The 23,158-nt window shown below is 54.3% G+C and carries 21 protein-coding genes and 1 riboswitch; of the genes, 5 read left to right on the top strand and 16 right to left on the bottom strand.

Going from position 1 to position 23,158, the window contains the following annotated elements; genetic code table 11:
- Position 1: 1 nt before the first annotated feature.
- The 4 genes from NXS97_RS11855 to dnaB form a co-directional block, all read right to left on the bottom strand.
- Positions 2–1,195 (bottom strand): amino acid aminotransferase, encoded by a 1,194-nt coding sequence (locus NXS97_RS11855; protein WP_116220030.1) that lies wholly within the window; start codon positions 1,193–1,195, stop codon positions 2–4.
- A 41-nt stretch (positions 1,196–1,236) separates the two neighbouring features.
- On the bottom strand, positions 1,237–1,851 hold the full coding sequence (locus NXS97_RS11860; RefSeq protein WP_013024166.1) for a YitT family protein: 615 nt from the start codon (positions 1,849–1,851) through the stop codon (positions 1,237–1,239).
- Between the two features lie 195 nt (positions 1,852–2,046).
- Entirely contained in the window at positions 2,047–2,538 is a 492-nt protein-coding gene (locus tag NXS97_RS11865; protein WP_013024165.1) for an Lrp/AsnC family transcriptional regulator, read from the bottom strand.
- A gap of 125 nt (positions 2,539–2,663) precedes the next feature.
- Positions 2,664–4,070 carry a replicative DNA helicase gene (gene dnaB, locus NXS97_RS11870; RefSeq protein WP_013024164.1) on the bottom strand — a complete coding sequence of 469 codons (1,407 nt, stop codon included), beginning with the start codon at positions 4,068–4,070 and terminating at the stop codon, positions 2,664–2,666.
- Positions 4,071–4,166: 96 nt separating this feature from the next.
- On the opposite strand from dnaB, the gene NXS97_RS11875 reads away from it, so the two are divergent.
- Positions 4,167–5,150: a quinone oxidoreductase gene (locus tag NXS97_RS11875; RefSeq protein ID WP_015701265.1), complete on the top strand. Its 984-nt coding sequence runs from the start codon at positions 4,167–4,169 to the stop codon at positions 5,148–5,150.
- A 181-nt stretch (positions 5,151–5,331) separates the two neighbouring features.
- Here the strand turns inward: NXS97_RS11875 and pspG are convergent, their stop codons facing one another.
- The 3 genes from pspG to NXS97_RS11890 form a co-directional block, all read right to left on the bottom strand.
- Positions 5,332–5,598: an envelope stress response protein PspG gene (gene pspG / locus NXS97_RS11880; protein ID WP_014606942.1), complete on the bottom strand. Its 267-nt coding sequence runs from the start codon at positions 5,596–5,598 to the stop codon at positions 5,332–5,334.
- Positions 5,599–5,760: 162 nt separating this feature from the next.
- Positions 5,761–6,756 carry a tRNA dihydrouridine(20/20a) synthase DusA gene (gene dusA, locus NXS97_RS11885; RefSeq protein ID WP_042676481.1) on the bottom strand — a complete coding sequence of 332 codons (996 nt, stop codon included), beginning with the start codon at positions 6,754–6,756 and terminating at the stop codon, positions 5,761–5,763.
- A gap of 98 nt (positions 6,757–6,854) precedes the next feature.
- On the bottom strand, positions 6,855–8,126 hold the full coding sequence (locus tag NXS97_RS11890) for a conjugal transfer protein TraF (protein ID WP_013024160.1): 1,272 nt from the start codon (positions 8,124–8,126) through the stop codon (positions 6,855–6,857).
- Between the two features lie 428 nt (positions 8,127–8,554).
- On the opposite strand from NXS97_RS11890, the gene zur reads away from it, so the two are divergent.
- Complete coding sequence (gene zur, locus NXS97_RS11895) at positions 8,555–9,076, top strand: zinc uptake transcriptional repressor Zur (RefSeq protein ID WP_013024159.1); 522 nt, start codon at positions 8,555–8,557, stop codon at positions 9,074–9,076.
- A 70-nt stretch (positions 9,077–9,146) separates the two neighbouring features.
- On the opposite strand, the gene NXS97_RS11900 is transcribed toward zur, so the two are convergent.
- The 4 genes from NXS97_RS11900 to NXS97_RS11915 form a co-directional block, all read right to left on the bottom strand.
- Entirely contained in the window at positions 9,147–9,359 is a 213-nt protein-coding gene (locus NXS97_RS11900; RefSeq protein ID WP_014606944.1) for a CsbD family protein, read from the bottom strand.
- A 171-nt stretch (positions 9,360–9,530) separates the two neighbouring features.
- Positions 9,531–10,853, bottom strand: coding sequence for an MATE family efflux transporter DinF (gene dinF, locus NXS97_RS11905; RefSeq protein ID WP_013024157.1), 1,323 nt, complete (start codon positions 10,851–10,853; stop codon positions 9,531–9,533).
- A gap of 110 nt (positions 10,854–10,963) precedes the next feature.
- Complete coding sequence (gene lexA / locus NXS97_RS11910) at positions 10,964–11,578, bottom strand: transcriptional repressor LexA (protein ID WP_014595061.1); 615 nt, start codon at positions 11,576–11,578, stop codon at positions 10,964–10,966.
- Between the two features lie 106 nt (positions 11,579–11,684).
- Entirely contained in the window at positions 11,685–12,053 is a 369-nt protein-coding gene (locus tag NXS97_RS11915) for a diacylglycerol kinase (RefSeq protein WP_013024155.1), read from the bottom strand.
- Positions 12,054–12,181: 128 nt separating this feature from the next.
- On the opposite strand from NXS97_RS11915, the gene plsB reads away from it, so the two are divergent.
- Positions 12,182–14,608 (top strand): glycerol-3-phosphate 1-O-acyltransferase PlsB, encoded by a 2,427-nt coding sequence (gene plsB / locus NXS97_RS11920; RefSeq protein ID WP_014595060.1) that lies wholly within the window; start codon positions 12,182–12,184, stop codon positions 14,606–14,608.
- A 129-nt stretch (positions 14,609–14,737) separates the two neighbouring features.
- Here plsB and ubiA read toward each other — a convergent pair whose 3' ends face one another.
- The 3 genes from ubiA to psiE form a co-directional block, all read right to left on the bottom strand.
- Positions 14,738–15,622, bottom strand: a complete 885-nt coding sequence (ubiA, locus tag NXS97_RS11925; protein WP_029569358.1) for a 4-hydroxybenzoate octaprenyltransferase — start codon at positions 15,620–15,622, stop codon at positions 14,738–14,740.
- Between the two features lie 11 nt (positions 15,623–15,633).
- The gene (gene ubiC / locus NXS97_RS11930; protein ID WP_013024152.1) at positions 15,634–16,146 is read right to left on the bottom strand and encodes a chorismate lyase; all 513 of its coding nucleotides are present in this window, start codon (positions 16,144–16,146) and stop codon (positions 15,634–15,636) included.
- Between the two features lie 84 nt (positions 16,147–16,230).
- Positions 16,231–16,641, bottom strand: a complete 411-nt coding sequence (gene psiE / locus NXS97_RS11935; RefSeq protein ID WP_013024151.1) for a phosphate-starvation-inducible protein PsiE — start codon at positions 16,639–16,641, stop codon at positions 16,231–16,233.
- Positions 16,642–17,268: 627 nt separating this feature from the next.
- Here psiE and NXS97_RS11940 point away from each other — a divergent pair.
- Together NXS97_RS11940 and NXS97_RS11945 are read left to right on the top strand one after the other, a co-directional pair.
- Complete coding sequence (locus NXS97_RS11940; protein ID WP_014595057.1) at positions 17,269–18,081, top strand: alkaline phosphatase family protein; 813 nt, start codon at positions 17,269–17,271, stop codon at positions 18,079–18,081.
- A 397-nt stretch (positions 18,082–18,478) separates the two neighbouring features.
- Positions 18,479–20,104: a Na/Pi cotransporter family protein gene (locus NXS97_RS11945; RefSeq protein WP_014606950.1), complete on the top strand. Its 1,626-nt coding sequence runs from the start codon at positions 18,479–18,481 to the stop codon at positions 20,102–20,104.
- A gap of 49 nt (positions 20,105–20,153) precedes the next feature.
- On the opposite strand, the gene panS is transcribed toward NXS97_RS11945, so the two are convergent.
- Both panS and lysC read right to left on the bottom strand, forming a co-directional pair.
- Entirely contained in the window at positions 20,154–21,074 is a 921-nt protein-coding gene (gene panS / locus NXS97_RS11950) for a ketopantoate/pantoate/pantothenate transporter PanS (protein ID WP_013024148.1), read from the bottom strand.
- Positions 21,075–21,191: 117 nt separating this feature from the next.
- Positions 21,192–22,544 carry a lysine-sensitive aspartokinase 3 gene (gene lysC, locus NXS97_RS11955; RefSeq protein WP_116219970.1) on the bottom strand — a complete coding sequence of 451 codons (1,353 nt, stop codon included), beginning with the start codon at positions 22,542–22,544 and terminating at the stop codon, positions 21,192–21,194.
- A gap of 110 nt (positions 22,545–22,654) precedes the next feature.
- A riboswitch (Lysine riboswitch) is annotated at positions 22,655–22,847 on the bottom strand.
- Positions 22,848–23,158 lie beyond the last annotated feature (311 nt).

The raw sequence follows: 23,158 nt of genomic DNA on the forward strand, positions 1-23,158 counted from the left end.
ATTACATGACCGCGGCGAACGCTTCTGCAACCTGGTGAACGTTTTTACTGTTGAGGCCAGCCACGCACATACGACCGCTGCCGACCAGATACACACCAAACTCTTCGCGCAGACGATCCACCTGCTGCGCGCTCAGGCCGGTGTAGCTGAACATGCCGCGTTGCTTTAACAGGTAGTCGAAGCGCTTGCCCGGTAATGCCGTGCTCAGCACCTGTACCAGCGCCTGACGCATGTCGATAATACGCAGACGCATCGCTTCCACTTCTGCCAGCCAGTTTGCCTTTAAAGCCGCGTCGTTCAGGACACGTGCCACAACCTGCGCACCAAAATTTGGCGGGCTGGAGTAGTTGCGACGCACGGTCGCTTTTAACTGACCCAGAACACGGCTGGACTCTTCAGCGCTGTCGCACACGATGGACAACCCACCGACGCGTTCGCCGTAGAGCGAGAAAATTTTCGAGAAGGAGTTGCTGACCAGCGCAGGCAGGCCCGCGGCGGCAACCGCACGCATCGCGTAAGCATCCTCTTCCATTCCGGCACCGAAGCCCTGATAGGCGATATCGAGAAACGGGATCAGTTCCTGCGCTTTCAACACCGCGACGGTTTCGTCCCACTGAGCATTGGTCAGGTCGGCGCCGGTTGGGTTGTGGCAGCACGGATGCAACAGCACGATGCTCTGCTTTGGTAAGGTTTTCAGCGTGTTGAGGAAGGCATCGAAACGGACACCGTTAGTATCAGGATCGTACCAGGGATAGGTCTTCACCTCAAAACCGGCACCGCTAAAAATGGCAACATGGTTCTCCCAGGTCGGATCGCTAACCCAGACGTTTGACTGCGGAAAATAGCGCTTGAGGAAATCCGCGCCCACTTTCAGCGCGCCCGAACCGCCTAATGTTTGGATGGATGCTACATGGCCCGCTTTTAGCACTGGATGATCGGCACCAAATAACAACGGGGCAATCGCGTTGCGGTAGGTACTCAATCCTTCCATTGGCAGATAAAGCGAAGCCTGCTGCGGCTCGGCACGCAACTGTTCCTCAGCATCGGCCACGGCCTGTAGCTGAGGAATGATGCCTTGCTCGTTGTAATAAAGCCCAATACTCAGGTTCACTTTATGCTCGCGCGGGTCCTGTTTAAAGGCTTCCATCAGCGACAAAATAGGGTCGCCAGCATAGGCATCAACGTTTTGGAACACGGTGCAGATCTCCATGGTTGGTCTAGAAATAAAAGGGGCCACTAAACCCTGTACCGCCCGGGGCGATGGTTCATTGCGATAATCACATTAAGCACCACCGCGCCTGCCACAGACGCGAGCAACATTGGCAGGCTGACGACAAAAAGTGACGCCAGCACGACGCAGGTATCTACCGCCATTTGCAGTTTACCTGCGCGGATATCGAAACGATCCTGTAACCACAGCGCCAGAATATTGATTCCACCCAGGCTGGCTTTGTGACGAAACAACACTATAAACCCAATCCCCATGATGACGTTACCGAACAATGCCGCATAAAAAGGATTCAGCGCGGAAAAATGCATAAACAGCGGGTGCAGGTGGGTAAAAAGCGACACCAGTCCGACGGCACTGAACGTTTTCAGGGTAAATTCCCAGCCCATCCGTTTTACGGCCAGCCAGTAAAACGGGATGTTAATGAGAAAAAAGGCGCTGCCAAAAGACATGGGCGACAGGTAGCTGATTAAAAACGCGAGGCCTGCCGTGCTGCCGGTCAGCGCGCCCGCCTGCTTCAGCATAATCACGCCGAACGACACCATTAACGTGCCGAGCAGAATCGCAAGCGCATCTTCAAGACGAGAGTGGGGAATATGAGCGGGTTGTACAATGTTATCCATGATGCTGTCTCAGTACGGGTAATGACGCACTGATGCAATAACTGCGCCAGCCGGGCTGCGCTGGCAACAGGTTGACAGAAGATCACCGTTCTCGCCCGTCCGGGCGGGGACTTTCGTGCAACACCGACTTATTTTATGCACAGATAGCGCAAAATCAGGCGGTTTACCGCGTTTAATCTGCACCAAAATGGCACATCATGCGCTTTTTTGGCGCGCAGCCGGTTCCGCACTCATCATCAGGCCATTCTCTTTCAGTCTGCCTAGCACGACCGACGTTTTGACATGGGAAACGCTCTGGTGCCCGGCTAAAAGCTGACTGATTAACGCACTGAGAGAGGCTAAGTCAGCTACCGCGACTTTAAGCAGATAGTCGGCATCGCCGGTGGTTTTATAAGCATCAACAATGGCCTCTTCCCGTTCCACCATTTGATGAAAGCTCTCAACATAGTCTGCAGTATGGTTGATCAGGCGCACTTCGATTAGCCCAACCATGCCAAGACCGACGGCGTCGGGCGACAAACGCGCATGATAGCCAAGAATAAGGTTTGCCTGTTCAAGGTTGATACGGCGGCGTGAGCATTGCGATGCAGAAAGACCCACTAAATCACTGAGTTCCTGATTAGTAAGGCGGCCATTGGATTGTAACAGAGTGAGGATTTTAAGATCGTAATCGTCTACATGAGTCATGCTGTTTCCATCGCGTAAAGTGTTGCTTTACTACAGATAACCCGATTATCTGCAGGCTTGTCCAACACTATTTCGCACGGCGGGGGCCGACATGCACAGATCGTGCATGTCGGCACACAGCAGCATTACTCGTCGTCGTATTGCGGCCCAGCGTAGTTATCGAAACGCGACCACTGACCGTTAAAAGTGAGGCGAACGGTACCAATGGGGCCGTTACGCTGCTTACCCAGGATGATCTCGGCAATCCCTTTAAGATCGCTGTTTTCGTGGTAGACTTCATCGCGATAGATAAACATGATCAAGTCGGCATCCTGCTCGATCGATCCGGATTCACGCAGATCGGAGTTCACCGGGCGTTTATCTGCGCGCTGCTCCAGAGAGCGGTTTAACTGGGATAAGGCCACCACCGGCACATTCAGCTCTTTTGCCAGCGCTTTGAGTGAACGCGAAATCTCCGCGATTTCCAGCGTACGGTTATCTGACAGTGCCGGGACGCGCATCAGCTGCAGGTAGTCGATCATAATCAGGCTCAGTCCACCGTTCTCACGGTAGATACGACGCGCGCGCGAACGCACTTCGGTTGGCGTCAGGCCTGAAGAATCATCGATATACATATTCTTCTTTTCCAGCAGGATGCCCATGGTGCCTGAAATCCGCGCCCAGTCTTCATCGTCGAGCTGGCCGGTACGGATGCGCGTTTGATCCACGCGCGACAAGGAAGCCAGCATACGCATCATGATCTGCTCACTGGGCATTTCCAGACTGAAGATCAGAACCGGCTTGTCCTGCAGCATCGCGGCATTTTCGCACAGGTTCATGGCAAAGGTGGTTTTACCCATAGACGGACGGGCAGCCACAATAATCAGGTCTGACCGTTGAAGCCCGGCGGTTTTCTTATTCAGGTCCTGGTAGCCGGTATCCACTCCGGTGACACCATCATGCGGCGTCTGATACAGCGACTCAATGCGAGAAACGGTCGCTTCAAGAATCTGCTCGATGTTCTTTGGGCCGTCATCTTTATTGGCCCGCGCCTCTGCAATCTTAAATACGTTCGACTCAGCAAAATCCAGCAAATCTTCACTGCTGCGCCCTTGTGGATCGTAACCGGCATCGGCGATCTGGTTTGCCACGGCGATCATTTCGCGCACCACGGCGCGTTCGCGCACGATATCGGCATAAGCGCCGATGTTCGCAGCACTGGGCGTATTTTTGGCCAGCTCAGCCAGATAGGCGAAACCGCCTGCCATTTCCAGTTCACCCCGCGTTTCGAGCGATTCTGACAGGGTGATCAGATCGATTGGCTTACTGTTTTCCAGCAGGCGCTGCATCTCGGAAAAAATCAGACGGTGCGAGCGATTAAAGAAATCATTAGCTACGACGCGTTCGGACACATTGTCCCAGCGCTCGTTATCCAGCATTAACCCACCCAGTACCGACTGTTCCGCTTCCAGCGAATGCGGGGGCATTTTCACGCCTTCCAACTGGCGATCCTGCGTTTCGTTCGATTTGTTGGTGGGTTTATTTCCTGCCATAGTGAATGCATTACCGATCTTCTGTGGGGACGCGCAAGTATACCTCAGTTAAGGGGCGCGCCTCACCCTCATGATGAAACAATCACAGGAGTAAGAATGGCAAAGCGTATTCAGTTCAACGCACACGGCGGTCCCGAGGTCTTAAACTGGGTCGATTTTGAGCTTGCCGATCCCACCGAGCATGAAATCCAGGTAGAGAATCGCGCGATTGGCATTAACTATATTGATACCTACGTGCGCAGCGGCCTGTATCCAACGGGCCATTTTCCCTCGGGGCTGGGCACCGAGGCGGCCGGTGTCGTCACCCGCGTCGGTTCGGCCGTTACGCGCTTTACGCCCGGCGATCGCGTCGTATATTGCCAGGCGGCGCTGGGCGCTTACAGTGAACGCCACAATGTAGCTGAAGAGCGTCTGATGCTGTTACCAGACGCAATTAGCTTTGAGCAGGCAGCCGCCAGTTTCCTCAAAGGCCTGACCACACAGTATCTGCTTCGTCAGACCTACAAGGTAAAACCGGATGAAACGTTCCTGTTTCATGCGGCGGCCGGTGGGGTTGGGCTGATTGCCTGCCAATGGGCGAAAGCGCTTGGCGCACACCTGATTGGCACCGTCGGCTCTTCAGAAAAAGCGGCGCGGGCAAAAAACGCCGGCGCCTGGGCCACCATTAACTACCAGCAAGAAGATATTGCCCAGCGCGTCATGGAACTGACCGCAGGCGAAAAGGTTGGCGTGGTATATGACTCCGTGGGTAAAGCGACCTGGGAGGCCTCGCTCGACTGTCTGCGCCGTCAGGGGCTGATGGTGAGCTTTGGTAATGCTTCGGGTCCGGTGACCAATATCGATCTCAGTATCCTGAACAAAAAGGGATCGTTGTTCGTTACCCGGCCCTCCCTGTTTGGTTACATCACCAATCGCCAGGAACTGGAGACAGCCAGCGCTGAGCTGTTTTCTTTGCTGGCCAGCGGTGCGATTAAGGTCGATGTGCCAGAACAGCAACAATTTGCCCTTAAAGACGCCAGTAAGGCACATCAGGTGCTGGAAAGCCGGGCCACGCACGGATCGAGCCTGTTAATTCCGTGAAATAAAAAGGGCTTCCCGCAGGAAGCCCTTCTTTTATTTTTCATTCGCACTGATGTAGGGGCAGAAGCGATGAACAGATTATGAAATCACGCGAGCCATCCTGACAGAAAACATAAGTAAAAAGTATGATCCGCAGCCATTATCTTACCGGCAATCTCTTAACCTGTGATCTCGCCCACATTTAGTACCGGCCATCTCTTTCCAGTCGGCTGAAGCGGCGTTTGAGCCTGTTGCGTCGACGTGTGTCTTCATCAGTAAAAAAGCGGCGATAAAGCCACACCGCTGCCACCGCCAGTATGAGCCAGGGCAGAACGTGTACGATAAGCGCAAACACGCCACCGATAAACATCACCACCGTCGCGACGATCAGGGCAGCAATGACGCCTAACAGGGACACGCCGGTGAATAACAGCATCAGGAAAAAACCCAATACAAAAAGTATGTCCATTTTGGTGCTCCTCGTTATCAATAGATTATTTATTACAAGAAACGTGCCAAAGGTTAACTTTTTGATTTTAAATAAGATAACAGAATAGCCCCAGCCCAAAGATGATGAAATTCACCAAATTATGGTGTTAAAAAAACCAGCCTGATGGCTGGTTTGGCAGAACTAGGCTTCCTGAGGAATTTTGTCGGCGACCAACGCCAGCGCCGCCTCTAGCACGCGGACGTCAGCGCCAGGTTTGTGCGCATTTTCACTAAGATGACGACGCCACTGACGTGCACCAGGAATGCCCTGGAACAGGCCCAACATATGGCGCGTGACATGGCCGAGATAGGTGCCTTTCGACAGTTCTGCCTCGATATAAGGATACATCGCGCGCACCACCGCAACCGGATCGACAGCAGGACGGTCGCGGCCAAATAATTCACGATCCACCTGTGCGAGGATACCGGGGTTTTGATAGGCTTCGCGGCCCATCATGACGCCATCCAGGTGCTGAAGATGCGTTTTCGCTTCTTCAAGCGTTTTAACGCCGCCGTTAATCGCAATCGTTAACTGAGGGAAATCGCGTTTTAACTGGTAAACACGTGGGTAATCCAGCGGTGGGATCTCACGGTTCTCTTTCGGGCTGAGTCCGGAAAGCCAGGCTTTGCGGGCATGGATAATAAAGGTGTCACAGCCACCGCGTTCGGCAACCGTGCCGATAAAGTCGGTAAGGAAAGCATAGCTGTCCTGATCGTCAATGCCGATGCGCGTTTTAACCGTTACCGGGATATCCACCACATCGCGCATCGCTTTGATGCCGTCAGCCACTAAGCCAGCTTCCGCCATCAGGCAGGCGCCAAAACGACCATTCTGTACCCGGTCTGACGGGCAACCGACATTGAGGTTCACCTCATCGTAACCGCGCTGCTCTGCCAGCGCCGCACACTGCGCCAGGGCTACGGGATCGCTGCCGCCCAGTTGCAAGGCCACGGGATGCTCCTGCTCGCTGTATGCCAGATAATCGCCTTTGCCGTGAATAATCGCGCCCGTTGTTACCATCTCGGTATACAGCAGCGTGTCAGCCGTAAGCTGGCGATGGAAATAGCGACAGTGACGGTCAGTCCAGTCGAGCATGGGGGCAATGGAGAAGCGTTGGGATGAAAAAGTATCGGTCATGAAGCGCAGTCGGTCCGGTGGTTAACAGTGATGATATTCTGCGCAAGGATAGCATAAGGGCGGGCGACAAGGTATCGCCCGCCCGTGAATGGCGGAGATTAGAAATTAAATCCGAGCTGAGCCATCGCGCCCCAGGTATTGTTTTGGCCTACCGAACCCGCCAGATCCAGGTGCACAGAATTATTGAATGGTGACAGGCCGAAACCGGCTGTGGCTACGTTTTCATCAGTCGAACGCATGTCCGCGCGGTAACCAGCACGTAACTGCAGCCAGTCCAGTACACGATATTCCGCACCGACGCCAGCGTACTGGCTGTTTTCCTGCGATTTAAAACGGTGGGTTTCAGTGAGGTCAACATCGCCTGTCAGGGTAACGGGACCTTTATCCCAGGCTAAACCCGCGGTCACTAATGGGCGGATTTCGTAAGTATCGCGGTAGCCGTTGACTTCTTTCGTTTCCAGATCGCGGGAAACCAGGTTTTGTCCGGTCACGCCCAGCGTCCAGTTTTCAGCAAACACCGTTGCCATGCCGGCATCAATGTTGAAGCCACTTTCCGTGCTGCGGTAGCGGCCATCGCGTAAATCGTTTTTGTCGTAGTTATAGACGCTGGCGGAATAGTTATACAGCCAGGTTTTTTGCAGCTTGGGTGTAATGCCAATTGAAACCGGCTGACCGGCGATGGTGAATTCATGCGCAACGGCAATACCATAATCCGTATTCAGTGCAGCCAGCCCATTGGCACTGGAACCCAGCAAGTTTTGGATATTAGCCAGCCCAAAGGGACCGCCAGGAATACCTGCAAAGCTGCCATCAGCAACGCCCTGCAGTATGACAATGTCACCCTCTTTCACGTTTGCGCGTACATGTGCTGTACCGTAAGCCTTAGTCACAAAAGCAAAAGGCAGGGTTTCGTTAGGGATGGTTACGGCGATCGCCACGCCCGCTGTGGCATTAGCTTTGTTACCGCGTAAGTCCCGGAGCGTATTCGCTAAGTCGCCTGACGCGGCCTGTATCTCAGGAATGCGCCGCAACAGTTCAAACCCCGATGCATTTTCGAACAGATCCTGATAGCGATTCACTGTGTCAGTGATGTTATCGATCTTATCGACCATCTTGTCTTTATCGGTGATTTGCGCACCGGCACTGGGAATAATGATGCTGACATCGTCATCAGGTTTCGCTTTGGTCATCAAGGCCGGGTTGGCCAGAACGGCTGATCCGTAGGTCGACGACGCCACGCCTGTTCCACCCATGGCATCGTTACGGGCATCATACCAGGTTCCTGCGGCCAGCGCGGAAGATGAAAAAACCAGGGCATTGAACACTGCAGGAAAAACCAGAACGGAACGTGGTACGGTTAATTTTGCCATTTGCTTATCATCACCTGAAATATTGCCGTCAAAACATTAACGACTGAATAGTTTGTTAGCTCCATTGTGGAGGATTGCTAACGCTTTATTGCTGTGAATTCAGAGTAAATAGTGGCGCAATTCCGTGGATTGATTATTTTTCGATCCGATATGTGCAGTTACCGCCAGAAAAGCTTCAGGCAAATCCGGTCTGAGCCAGCACTTTATTAAGAACATTTAAACATTAGTGCTTAACTCAGTGAGATGTAAAGTAAAAGTAAAAAATATCTATAAACATTCTGAAATACACTGGTCTCAGGCGGGTTGTTGCCGGGGGAAAACAGGGGGTAAAAGCGGCCAAAAAGGCAGGCTTAGGGACTCCTGGCGAGGTTCAGCGTCAACATAATTATTGTGATAAGATAACATCACCTGTCCAGCGGAGAACTTTCATGTCAACCATGACGCCAGAGCAAATTATGACCCAGGCTGAGAAGCTGTGTTTACAGCGCGGTGTCCGCCTGACAACACAGCGAGCAGAAGTGCTGAGGTTGATGGCCGGACAGCCTGGCTCAATCAGTGCCTATGATCTGCTTGATCAGCTGCGGGTTAGCGAGCCACAGGCAAAACCGCCCACCGTTTATCGCGCGCTGGATTTCCTGCTAGAGCAGGGATTTATTCATCGGGTGGAATCAAATAACAGCTACGTAATGTGCCATCACTTCGAAGCGCCTGCACACACGTCGGTTATGCTGGTGTGCGATCGCTGTGCTGGCGTGACCGAAAAGCAGGCTCAGGGCGCGGAGCAGATCATCGCCTCTTTGGCTGAGGAAGCCCATTTTATCCTCAGAAATAGCGTGATCGAAGCGCATGGCTTATGTGAGAACTGTGCTGAAGTTGAGGCGTGTGAACAGCATGAACATTGTGATCACGACCATCACACTGAAGGGAAAAAGCGCGGTAAGCGGAGCTAGTTTGCACATCCTTGTGCGGTGGCCGGCATGAGCGTACCGACCCGGGTAGGAGCGTCCCTGAAAAGCGTGATTACCAGCGGTAATCTTTGTTAGAACCTTCCCAGGCCGTTACTTCCTTCTCCGCTTCTTCTTTTGCGTAGCCGTAACGTTCCTGGATTTTACCGACCAGCTGATCGCGTTTACCTTCAATGACTTGCATGTCATCATCGGTCAGCTTGCCCCATTTCTCTTTCATTTTTCCTTTGAACTGTTTCCAGTTACCACTCGCTTCGTCTTTATTCATTGCAGACCTCCACGTTATCCTTCGGTTTCGCATTATCTTGCAGTTAAGCAAAATCACGATATAAAGCGCTGGTCATCAGCGCCATTCAAAGTTAATTGTAGTAGGTAATTTCAGGATTGCCGGAAAAAATGAAAATATTATGTATCCTGCGTCATAATTCCGGCTGAGCGGTCAGGCATTGAACCAGGTGCCATTACGCCAGTGCTTCCGCCAGACCAGCCACAAGGATAAGCCACGCAGGGCCAGGAAAACGGCGATAGCCAGCCACAAACCATGGTTGCCCAGCCAAGGCAGTGTCGTGAGCGTCAGGAAATAACCCAGCGCAGCCACTGCCATGCTGTTACGCATTTCTCTACCCCGCGTTGCGCCAATAAACATGCCATCCAGCAGATAGCACCAGACGCCGATCAGCGGTAACACCATCTGCCAAATCAGAAAACTATCGGCCGCCTCTTGCAGTGCACGAATAGAAGTCAGCAAAGTCACGATCTGATAGCCAAAAAAAGCATAGGCCAGCGAGAAAAACAGCGCCACTAACAGGGCCTGGCGACAGGCAGACAACCATACCTGCTGCAGTCGGCTACCGTCTTTTGCCCCGTGTGCTTCGCCAGCAAAGGCCTCGACGGCATAGGCAAAGCCGTCCAGGGCATAAGCGGTAAAAGTGATAAACATCAGAAGGATAGCATTTACCGCTACCACATCCGGGCCAATACGGGCACCCAGTACGGTCAGCGAGGCAAAGCAGAGCTGCAAGAGCAATGAGCGCAGTAAGATATCGCGGTTAAGGCGAAGAAGGCGGTGAATATCGCCACGCCAGCTGCGGGCGAGCATATCAAACCTGATACCACGGAGCCTTAATACGCGCCACACCATTGCCATACCGACCAGCAACGTCGCGTATTCTGCCAGCGCGGTGGCGGTGGCAGCACCGGCCACGCCCCAGTGCAGGCCCAGAACCAACCAAAGATCTAACAGGATATTGATGACATTCCCCACCACCAGCAGGATGACGGGTGCCCGGGCATACTGAACGCCCAGCAGCCAGCCCAGGATTACCAGGTTAGCCAGCGTTGCGGGCGCGCTGAGCCAGCGAATATGAATAAACAGAGCAGCCTGTTCCAGCACCGACGGATCCCCACCGACAAAGCGGGTCGCCAATGCGGTGACGGGATAGCGGAGGAAGATAAACAGGATGCCGACCACCAGGGCGATGATCAGTGGCTGTGTCAGCGCACGCGCCAGCGCGGTCTTATCGCCCGCACCGAATGCCTGTGCCGTTAAGCCCGTAGTGCTCATGCGTAGAAAAAGCAGCAACATGAAGACAAAGCTGGTGACGGTCGTGCCGACGGCGACGCCGCCCAGATAGATCGGACTGTCGAGATGGCCAATAACGGCCGTATCGACCAGGCCGAGCAAAGGAACCGTAATATTTGACAGGATCATGGGCAGCGCTAACCGCCACAGTTTTTTATCGGTAGCCGTCAGAAAGCGCATTCGTGAATCCGTGCGATGAACCGCCGGGGTTTCAGGTCAACCCACAGCGGAAAAGTAAGGACAAGCAGGGGAATAGTAAGATTGACGAAAGCCGACAATCTTAACCGGTTTTACAGCCACTCACCGTTACGCACAATGCCCACGGCCAGACCTTCAACGGTCAGTGACTGGGCACGGGTGTCAACAACGATAGGCTCGAAATCATTGTTTTCAGGTAAGAGATGCACCACAGAACCCTGCTTTTTCCAGCGTTTTACCGTGACTTCGTCATCGATGCGCGCCACCACAACCTGACCATTGCGCACGTCCTGCGTTTTGTGTACGGCCAGCAGATCGCCATCCATGATGCCGATGTCTTTCATTGACATACCGCTTACGCGCAGCAGGAAATCCGCTGAAGGCTTGAACATGTCGGGATCCACTTTGTAATGCGTTTCAATGTGTTCCTGGGCCAGTAATGGCTCACCGGCGGCAACACGACCGATCAGCGGCAGGCCCTCTGATGGCTCTTCTTCCATTAACAAACGGATACCGCGGGACGCACCAGAGACAATTTCAATCACGCCTTTACGCGCCAGTGCTTTCAGGTGTTCTTCGGCCGCATTGGGCGAACGAAAACCGAGTTGTGCAGCAATTTCTGCACGCGTTGGCGGCATGCCTGTTTGATTAATGTGGTCGCGAATCAAGTCGTAGACCTGTTGCTGCCTGCTGGTTAATGCTTTCATCCCGCCCCCTGGTTGTTTATACAGTCGCTGTGAGTATATACAGGTATTGGTGAAATGGAAACCAAAACTCAGGTCAAAATCAGTTATTTGAGCCGAGATGGAACGCTTATCGCAAATGCGACCAAAGCAGCGTTCCCCAGACAAAAAGGGCCAGTAATATTGCGATAAAAACGGCAGCGGATCCCATGTCTTTTGCCCGCCCGGCAAGCGGATGACGCTCCTGGCCTGTGCGGTCTACCACGGCTTCTATCGCGCTGTTCAGGACTTCGACAATAATCACCAGCACGACAGAACCAATCATCAGGATGCGCGAAACAGTATCGACATCCAGCCAGCAGGCCAGGATAATCGCCACCACTGCGGCAACCGCTTCCTGACGAAAAGCGGCTTCGTGCTGCCAGGCAGCACGCAGACCTTGCCATGAATAGCCGGCCGCTTTCACAATACGGTTAAGGCCGGTGGCATTATTTGTCATAATAAAGGAACTCTTTTCAAAGGATTGACGTCAATATTGGGCAGCGCACAATTGTCGCTGTCACAGATTTTTGCTGCGCTTTCTGATAAGCTTGCGCCGCTTTGCTAACAAGAGGCTTCATATTGTCTATGTCAGGTTGGCGTATACTTTTTTATAAATTACTGAATTTACCCCTTTCGTTTCTGGTAAAGAGTAAGGCCATTCCGGCCGATCCCGTATCCGAACATGGGCTGGATCCTACCCGGCCTATTATGTATGTCCTGCCTTATGATTCAAAGGCCGATCTCCTCACTTTGCGTGCGCAGTGCATCCGGCACGATCTGCCCGATCCGCTCTCACCACTGGAGATTGACGGGGCCCTGTTGCCGCGCCATGTCTTTATTCACGACGGTCCGCGCGTGTTCCCCTATTTCGTGCCCAGCGTCGAGTCGGTAAAAATCTTCCACGAATATCTTGATCTGCACCGCAGTAATCCTGAGCTTGATATTCAGATGTTACCGGTTTCAGTTATGTTTGGTCGTGCACCTGGCCGGGAAGTGCAGGGTGAAGACAATCCACCGCATTTGCGCTTGCTTAACGGCGTACAAAAATTCTTTGCCGTGCTCTGGCATGGACGTGACAGTTTTGTGCGCTTCTCACCGACCGTCTCTCTGCGTCGTATGGCGACTGAGCACGGCACGGATAAATCCATCGCCCAGAAACTGGCCCGGGTTGCCCGTATCCACTTTGCCCGTCAGCGTCTGGCGGCTGTTGGCCCGCGCCTTCCCGCGCGCCAGGATTTGTTCAACCGCCTGCTGCAATCGAAGGCGATTGAAAAAGCGGTAGAAGACGAAGCACGCAGTAAAAAGATTTCCCATGAGAAAGCGCAGCAGAACGCCATCGAGATGATGGAAGAGATTGCCGCCAACTTCTCCTATGAAGCCATTCGCGTGACGGACCGGGTAATGGGCTGGCTCTGGAGCCGCCTCTATCAGGGTATCAATGTGAACGGCGGTGAGCGCGTGCGTCAGTTGGCGCAGGACGGACACGAGATCGTTTATGTGCCCTGCCACCGCAGCCACATGGATTACCTGCTGCTGTCTTACGTGCTGTATCACCAGGGGCTGGTACCGCCGCACATCGCCGCCGGTATTAACCTGAATTTCTGGCCTGCCGGGCCGATTTTCCGCCGTCTGGGTGCCTTCTTTATTCGCCGTACCTTTAAGGGCAACAAGCTCTACTCCACCGTTTTCCGCGAATATCTGGGCGAGCTTTTTACCCGCGGCTATTCCGTCGAGTACTTCGTTGAAGGCGGCCGTTCACGTACTGGCCGACTGCTGGATCCTAAAACCGGGACGTTATCCATGACGCTGCAGGCCATGTTGCGCGGCGGTACGCGCCCTATCACGTTAGTGCCTATTTACATCGGCTATGAACACGTCATGGAAGTGGGAACCTACGCGAAAGAACTGCGCGGTGCCGTTAAAGAGAAAGAAGGCTTTATGCAGATGGTGCGCGGCTTGCGCAAGCTGCGTAACCTCGGCCAGGGATACGTGAATTTTGGTGAGCCGCTGCCGCTGATAAATTATCTGAACAAGCGCGTTCCTGAATGGCGGGATTCTATCGATCCCATTGAAGCCCAACGCCCGGGTTGGTTAACCCCAACGGCGAATGATATCGCGGCCACCATCATGGTGCGAATCAATGAAGCCGGCGCGGCGAATGCCATGAACCTGTGCGTGACCGCCCTGCTTGCTTCACGTCAGCGCTCACTAACTCGCGAGCAGCTGATTGAGCAACTGGAGTGCTACACCCAGTTGCTGCGCAATGTGCCCTACTCACCGGATGCAACATTGCCAGACATGTCCGCCGAAGCCTTGCTGGACCATGCCCTTAGCATGAACAAGTTCGAGAGTGAGAAAGACAGTATTGGTGACATCATTATTCTGCCGCGCGAGCAGGCCGTGCTGATGACCTACTACCGTAATAACATTCATCATATGCTCGTGATGCCAGCGCTGATTGCGGCGATTGTGCAGCAGCACCGTAATCTGAGCGAAGCCGAACTGCTGCGTCAGGTCAGTCTGATTTACCCCATGCTGAAGAGCGAACTGTTCCTGCGCTGGAGCAATGACCAACTGCCGCAGTTGCTCACTGATTTGTGCCAGGAACTGACGCGTCAGGGGCTGATTACCATTGAAGCGGGCCTGCTGTCGTTCAATACCGCGCGTTACCGTACGCTTCAGCTGCTGGCCGCAGGTGTACGTGAGACGCTGCAGCGCTACGCCATTACTTTCTCCATCCTGAGTGCCAAGCCCACCATCAACCGTGGCACGCTGGAAAAAGAGAGCCGTACCCTGGCGCAGCGTCTGAGCGTGTTGCACGGCATTAACGCGCCGGAGTTCTTTGATAAAGCGGTGTTTTCCTCACTGGTGCTCACACTGCGTGATGAAGGCTATATCAGCGACAGTGGCGATGCAGACGTGGCGCAGACGCTGGCGACCTGGCATATCCTGGCTGAGCTGGTTACCAGCGATGTACGCATGACCATTGAGAGCGCTGTCGCGCACGATTAACGAGTCAGCGACAACGAAAAAGGCGACCATTGAGGTCGCCTTTTTTATCCGCGTGCTGGCATGGCGCAACTACCCGCTTTGACCCACTTTCCAATCCACAAGCTGGCTGTGATGTCCTGTCAATGGCGTTTAAAGAAGCTGTGAAAACGGCGGCGTATTCATCAGCACGCCCAGAAACAGAACCAGTCCTACGTAGTTGTTGTTCAGAAAAGCGCGGAAACAGGCCTGGCGATCGCGCTCTGCGATCAGCTTTTGCTGATAAACAAACAGCCCGCCAGCCAGCAATAGTGTCCAGTAAAACGCCCCGTTCAGATCCAGAATCATCCCTACCCACGCCATGAGTACCAGCGTCGCCAACTGCAGCAAACCAATAATGAATTTGTCGTAGCGGCCAAACAGTATCGCCGTTGATTTAACGCCAATCTTCAGGTCATCATCGCGATCGACCATGGCATATTGCGTGTCATAGGCCACCGTCCAGCAAATGTTAGCCAGAAATACCAGCCAGCAGACAAGAGGTAAGGACTCACTAACTGCTGACCATGCCATGGGAATCGCCCAGCCAAATGCCGCGCCCAGCACCACCTGCGGCAAATGCGTATAGCGCTTCATAAACGGATAGACCCAGGCCAGTGCCAGGCCCACGACCGAGAGCATGATGGTCATCAGGTTCATGCTCAGCACCAGGGCAAAGGCAATCAGTCCTAACACCACAAATAAGTATTTGGCCTCTTTCGCAGTGACGGCACCGCTTGCCAGCGGCCGGTGCTTCGTGCGCTCGACATGACCATCGACCTTGCGATCGGCATAATCATTGATGACACAGCCTGCGGCGCGCATAACAAATACCCCGGCGACAAACACCGCCAGTATGTGTAGGGGCGGAACAGCCATCTTTGCCAACCACAGCGCCCACAATGTTGGCCAAAGCAGCAGCAGAGCGCCAATCGGCTTATCAATGCGCATCAGGCGGCTATAAGCCTGCCATTTCGTCATGTTTTGTGTGTTCTGCACAGGTCAAACCCTTAACCTTGATCACGATAGAGCGGCGAAGCCGGTAAAAACAGTTCCGTTAACAGCAGCGGTTTCCCTGACAGTCGCAGGCGCGAGCGGCGTCCCCAGAGCGCATCAACGCGGCCAGGCTCAATGAAATCGCGGGTCAGCGTTGATGACGAGAACAGATAACGCCCCAGCGGGCGCGTACCGAGTTGCTGTAACATCGCTTCCGGGCCGTTGAGGGTACTTTCTGGCACCAGCGTGCGCCCTGCCAGCCAAGGTTCCTCATCCCCGTAGAGAATGACTTCTCGCAGCCAGAAACGCTGATCGGCAGGGAGTAATGCCCCTTCATCGCCGAGTTCATCGGCGGAGATAAAGTCCTCACGTACAGGTTCCACCCTGACCTTCTGGCAATGCTGTTCAAAGCGTCGCGTCATGGAATCCTCTTCCATTAGCCAGTCACGAAGCGGTTGCGTCAATGCGGCATCGTCCAGCGCCAGCCAGTTAAGTGAACGTAACGAACGGAGCGGGTCTTGCGTCATGGCACTTTCCCCTAAAAATTTTCAGAGCGGTAGTTTAGCGCAGAGCGATACGAGGAACACCCGTCCTGAATGCTGAGAACGTGATTACTCGCGTTTAAGCCGGTTACTGTTTGCCAGCCACAGCGTGATCACTAGCAGCAGGATGGCCGCAGAGTAGCACAGCGTATCAAAGGGATTTTTATGGTCGACGATGATCAGCCTGATGATGGCCGTAATCCCGATATAGACAAAATAGCGCAAGGGAAAATGGTAGCCCGACTGAAAGTACTTCACGATGAGTGCAATGAACTCAAAGTAGAGAAAATAAATCACAATGCCCTCAATTAGCAGGTAGGAGGACGCCTGCTCACCGGTGCTAAACAGCACATTGGCCAGATGTACCGTCTCCTTGCCCAAAAATACCATCAAAATGAAGGCCAGGATCAACAGCCCCGCGTTCAGCACCCACTGCATCAGGCGCGCAATCTTCTGTGCTGCAGGATTTTTATCACTCATGTCACGCCTCGAGAATCGAATGGAGTTCGGTTAGCGTTATCATGCTTTAGTGTGACCTAAATCACAATATAGCCGTCAGGCTTACCGCATCCGCTGCCCTCTCCGACACAACGTTGAGACGTGCCGTGTTCCCTGTCAGGCAGGGTGAATTCCGTCTCCCAAAGGCGGAATGACACAGCTGTACAGGCCGGTTTTTTATTGCTGTGTTGCTGCGGCTCACATCGGCCCGTTACGGCGGCTGATTTTCGCCGTGCCGCGGGTTGTTAAGCCTGTCATCCATTTTTCATATCCGCAGACTACATTGGCTCGGCTTTTGCGAACGACGGCGTCAGACAATGCTTTCACCCGCGCCTCTGGATGAAGGCGTTTACTGCCCTGAGCTGGCGCGTGGCTTCTGTCCTCTGGCAGTGAGCAGAGTCAGGTGGCCGCAAAAAACGCGATGCAGTACGCGAGACGTCACCAGAAAGCAGACGGCTCGCAATAAGTTAGTGTGCGCACACTATCAAAATAGATCCTGCGCAGGCGGTAATGAGACGTGAAATCAAAGCCTGTCACCGCGTCAGATAACCTCACAGTGATCCCTGAGGGCTCAGACGCGCAAATTCAGCGGCGCAGCAAGGAGAAAACATGAAAACGATTTTGGTGATTTTGGACGGCCTGAGTCACTACGTTGCTCAACATGCTATGGGTTACCTGCATGCGGAATGCGCCCAGGACAGAGGGCATTATTACAGCCTGACCTGCGAGCTACCCTCGCTGTCACGTCCGCTGTATGAATGTATTCTGACCGGCGTTGCGCCGGTGCAGAGTGGCATCATTCATAACGACGTTAACCGTATGAGCCGCGAACGCAGTGTGTTTCACTATGCGCGCGATGCCGGACTGACCACCGCCGCCGCCGCTTACCACTGGATAAGCGAGCTGTATAACCGCACCCCTTTCGTCCCGGCACGCGATCGCCACACTGAGGCCCCGACCCTGCCTGTTCAGTTTGGTCATTTTTACGTCGATGACAGCTATCCAGACTCGCACCTGTTTGAAGATGCCGAGAGTCTTCGGTTACGTTACAACCCGGATTTCCTGCTGATTCATCCGATGAATATCGATCATGCCGGACATCAGCATGGCCTGTCCTCTGCGCAGTACCGTAACCGCGCGCGCATGGCGGATGGCTATCTGTCGCAGTGGATGCCCGGCTGGCTGGCAGAAGGCTATCAGGTCGTCGTCACGGCCGACCACGGGATGAACGACGACCGGTCGCACGGTGGCATGCTGCCAGAAGAAACGACCGTTCCCCTGTTTGTGTTTGGCGAGGGATTCTCGCTAAGGCCCGGCCTGGCGCCTCAACAAACCGAGCTTTGTGGCACCCTGTGTTCACTGCTTGATGTGCCCCATGATAAGCCAGTCCATCATGCCCTGCTGGCGGGCTCAGCATACTGAAGCTGGCACCCTTCCCCGTGCGGCGGAAGGGTTAAGAACATGAACGTCTTAAACCCGCTCCTGTGCTGACCTGCCAGGGTCAGCAACCGGGTATCACCCGCGGCCCTCTCCGGCCTGCCCCGCGCCCACTGAACGTCTCTGCCTGTGCGATGCGCTACCGCTAACCGTCTAATCGGCCTGAAAAGGCTCGCCCGGTAAACGAAGCGGTGCGCGCAGGCCGGATTTGCCCATGCAGATCGCCAGAGTAGTCTACATTTAGAGATGTCGACGTTGCACAGGTTGTTTAAAACACTGAAAAAAATTGCACAGCGTCCGGCAATCACGTGATCAGATTGCGTTCTCCATCAGGCTGGCAATCTGAACCGCCTGAAGCCTGATGGTTAAGGAGCCACTATACGTGTTAACCCTGCTTAACTTACTCTCTGCCGTTGCGCTTCTGGTATGGGGCACGCACATTACCCGCTCCGGAATTATGCGCGTATACGGTGCCGATTTGCGCCGGGTGCTCAGCCGCAGTGTAGAAAAGAAACCCATGGCGTTCCTGGCCGGCATTGGCGTGACCATGCTGGTACAAAGCAGCAATGCCACCACGCTGCTGGTGACCTCATTTGTGGCCCAAAACCTGGTGAGCCTGACACCGGCATTGGTGGTGATATTGGGTGCTGACGTCGGGACAGCCATTATGGCGCGCGTCCTGACGTTTGATCTCTCCTGGCTTTCACCACTGTTTATCTTTTTTGGTGTAGTGTTTTTCATCAGCCGCAAACAAACCCGCGCAGGACAGCTTGGACGTACCAGCATTGGTCTGGGGCTTATCCTGCTGGCGCTGCAGTTGATTGTCGAAGCCGCCAGGCCAATAACCCAGGCCTCGGGCGTACAGGTGCTGTTTTCCAGCTTAACGGGTGATGTGATGCTGGATGCCTTGATCGGCGCGGTCTTTGCGATTATCAGCTACTCAAGCCTGGCAGCGGTGCTGATTACGGCCACCCTGACGGCAACGGGCGTGATCGCCTTTAAGGTGGCGTTGTGCCTGGTGATTGGCGCTAACCTCGGCAGTGGTTTACTGGCCGTCATCAACGGCAGTGGCTCCAACGCGGCGGGTAAACGCGTCGCGATGGGCAGCCTGCTGTTTAAGCTGATTGGCTGCGTATTGATTCTGCCCTTTGTCGATCCGGTTGCGGTATGGCTGGACAAGCTGCCGGTGAACGACGAAGAGCTGGTGATCTTCTTTCACGTTTTCTACAACCTGATTCGCTGCGTGGTGATGGTGCCGTTCGCCGATGCCATGGCGCGTCTGTGTTGCCGACTGATTGCTGACGATGCCGAAAGCGATACCACGCTGAAACCCAGGCACCTTGACAGCAGCGCGCTGGATACACCGGCACTGGCGTTGGTTAACGCGGCGCGCGAAGCGTTGCGCATGGGCGACGTGCTGGAGCAGATGCTGGACACGTTTCTGCAAGTGGTTCGTGGAGAAGCACGCGCGGAACGTCGCGTGCGGCGGCTGGATGATGACGTCGATGTGCTCTACACCGCCATCAAACTCTATCTGGCGCGCATGCCCAAAGAGGATTTATCAGAGCAGGATTCTCGCCGTTGGGGAGAAGTGATTGAAATGTCGCTAAATCTGGAAATGGCAGGCGATATCATTGAACGCATGAGCGGCGATGTCGCCGATAAGTCTCTTGCCGCGCGGCGGACCTTTTCGCCAGAAGGCATGAAAGAGCTTGAGTCACTCTACGAACAGCTGGTTGAAAACCTGCGGCTGAGCCTGTCGGTTTTCCTCTCGCACGACGTCACCAGCGCGAAGCGGTTGCGCCGAGCCAAACACCGTTTCCGCCTGAAAATACGCCGTTATTCCCATTCACACGTCAATCGCCTGCACCAGCAGAATGTGCAGAGCATTGAAACCAGCTCACTCCATCTGGGCCTGCTGGGTGATATGAAGCGGCTGAACTCCCTGTTCTGCGCAGTGGCCTACACGGTGCTGGAACAGCCGGATGACGAAAGGGACGGGGATTAATTTACAGGGGCCATACGGCCCCCGTGATGTCGGTTGTACAGGCAAAAAACTACTTCTTTTTCTCAACAGGTTTACCCGACCAGTAACCCGCCAGCAGTGAACCGGACAGGTTATGCCAGACAGAGAACAGGGCGCCCGGCAGCGCTGCCAGAGGAGAAAAGTAAAGTTTGCCCAGCGTGGCGGCCAGTCCTGAGTTTTGCATACCGACCTCAAGCGCCAGCGTGCGGCAGGTGGACTCATCAAAGCCAAACAGTTTACCGCCCCAGTAGCCTCCCAGCAGACCAATGGCATTGTGCAGGATGACCGCTGCAATCACCATGACACCGACTGAGGCAATAAAGCCCTGGCTACCTGCCACGACGGCGCTGATGATCAGCAGAATACAGAGCATGGAAAAGGCTGGTAGATAGGGCTCGATCCGGCGCACCACGCTGTTCATGGTGTGATGGATGATCAGGCCTAACCCGATAGGGATCACGACGATCTTCACGATGCTCAGTAGCATCCCAGCGACATCAACCTGAATGTGCGTATCCACGTAAAAGCGCGTCAGCAGCGGCGTGGCAAACACGCCCACCAATGCTGACACCGACGAGATCGTCACCGACAGGGCCACATCGCCTTTAGCCAGATAGATCATGACGTTAGAAGCGGTCCCACTGGCAACGCTGCCCACCAGAATCATCCCCGCAGCGAGATCCGGCGGCATATGAAACAGCTTAGCCAGCGCCCAGGCGGCCAGCGGCATGACCAGATAGTGTAAGAAGGTGCCGGCAATAACCGGCGCCGGGCGCGTCAGCACGCGTTTAAAATCATCAATGTTCAGCGTTACGCCCATGCCAAACATAATCAGCATCAGCAGATAAGCGACCCATGGACCGATGCCAAGAAAGGTTGTGGGTGAATAGTAGGCAGCAACAGACAACAGAATTGCCCACAAAGGAAACAGACGAGTTAAGGTGGCAAGCATAAACAGATATCCTTATGAGCGAGTGAGGGACTACTGTGAAAGCACGCTGTGCCGCCTGGCGGCCTGTCGTGAAAAAGCCGGACAGAGCCCGGCTTTAACCCAGTGGCGGCTGAGCGCTTATTCAAACAAATTGTGATGCAGTGTACGCACTACGCTTTCAGCATCATTGCCCGGCACAAGGAAACAGAGATTGTAGCTGCTGGCACCGTAGCAGATCATCCGCAGGTTAAAAGGTTCGAGCACGCCGAAGACCTCTTTCCCTACGCCGCAGGCTTTCGACAATTCGTTGCCGATAATGGCCACCAGCGCCAGGTTTTCTTCCACTTCCACCCGACAGAGTGACGACAGCTCCGTCAGCAGCGCCTGGCTCAGCAGATTGTCGCCCGTTGAGGTTGATCCCGTGGTATCCAGCGTTAACGCCACGCTGACTTCCGACGTGGTGATCAGATCCACTGACACGTTGTGACGCACCAGAATATTGAACACTTCAGACAGGAAGCCCGGCGTGTGTAGCATATTCAGGCTGTGCAGCGTGACCAGGGTTTGCTTGCGGCGCAGCGCCAGCGCACGGAACAGCGGTGGATTCGCCGTCTCATTGCACACGCGCGTACCGCCCGCGGCAGGATCTTTACTGGAACCAACAAACACCGGAATGTCGCTACGCACCGCAGGCAGCAGCGTTGCAGGGTGCAGCACTTTGGCCCCAAAGGTGGCCATTTCAGCCGCTTCTTCAAAGGTGATCTCATCAATACGTTTTGCCGCAGGCACCACGCGCGGATCGGTGGTGTAGATCCCCGGCACGTCCGTCCAGATATCCACGCGCGAGGCTTTTAACGCTTCACCCAGCAAGGCAGCCGTGTAGTCACTGCCGCCGCGACCTAACGTGGTCGTGCGCCCTTTTTCTTCGCTGCCGATAAAGCCCTGGGTCACCACCAGTGACGCAGCAATACGCGGTTGCAGTTGCGCGCTAACCTGTTCAGCCAGTACGGCCACATCGGGCTCAGCACGGCCAAAACGGTCATTGGTGCGCATGACTTTGCGTACATCGAACCATTCTGCATTAACCTTGCGTTCACGCAGGATCTCAACGAACAGCAAGGTCGACATCAGTTCGCCGTGGCTGACCAGTTCGTCGGTTAAGGCGTTAGACGTGGCCAGCGCGGCCGCATCGGACAGCATGCCGATGTTATCAATGATGCGGTTGATTTCGTCGCGAATGACGTCCGGATTTTGCAGACGATCGATGATGGCGTATTGAATGCGGCGGATGTCATCGAGTTGCGCTGCACGCTGCGATGTCTCCTGGCCTTCGGCAAGAGAGACCAGCAGGTTTGTGATGCCTGCAGAGGCAGAAAGCACCACCAGCCGGGTATTGCTGTCCTGCAATACCACATCGGCGCTACGGTTCATGGCATCGAAATCGGCAACGCTGGTACCGCCAAATTTCGCTACATTCAGATTCAGAGACATTGTATGACCTCGTGTCAGGGTACGTTGCCCTCATCCGTTAACGGGTGAGAAACAGTAATTCAGCCTAAGCACAAGGAAAGAGCAGAAACGGGTAAGATCGAATAGACGAGTCACCCAGAAGCGCTCCACCTTGCAAAACGTCCGACTGTGGACGTTTCTGGTGACAACCCAGAGGATTCAGCCCCTGTAGCCGACAGTCAACACACCGTGTGTTTACCACCTCGGCGTCGCTCCCCCTGATGTGTTATCGCCGGATACGGTTCCTCCAACACACTGCCTGGGCGACGCGCCTCTTCTGGCTTGCGCACGGGTGCGCAAGTAGCGCGCATAGATTTATCGATTTCTGGCCCTGCTGTCAATGACCGCTGTGGGACAATTTTTCATGCAGAGCGCACCGGATAACAAATTTTGCCCTAATGCAGCGACTACAGTGCTTAATGGCTTCAGCAACGCCACCACTTTCTGATGTGGCACAAGGTATGCGGTCTGCTAACAGGCCATACTTTTCAGCCTTTCCCCCATGGAATCAGGCTGAAATCTTGCCGCATTATTGACCGTAAAACAGCGTGTTTTCATCATGGTGCCTTTATGGCGCAGACAAAATTTTCCTTTCA

This window comes from Pantoea sp. B623, assembly GCF_024814475.1.
In the GTDB taxonomy this organism is placed as follows: domain Bacteria; phylum Pseudomonadota; class Gammaproteobacteria; order Enterobacterales; family Enterobacteriaceae; genus Pantoea; species Pantoea ananatis.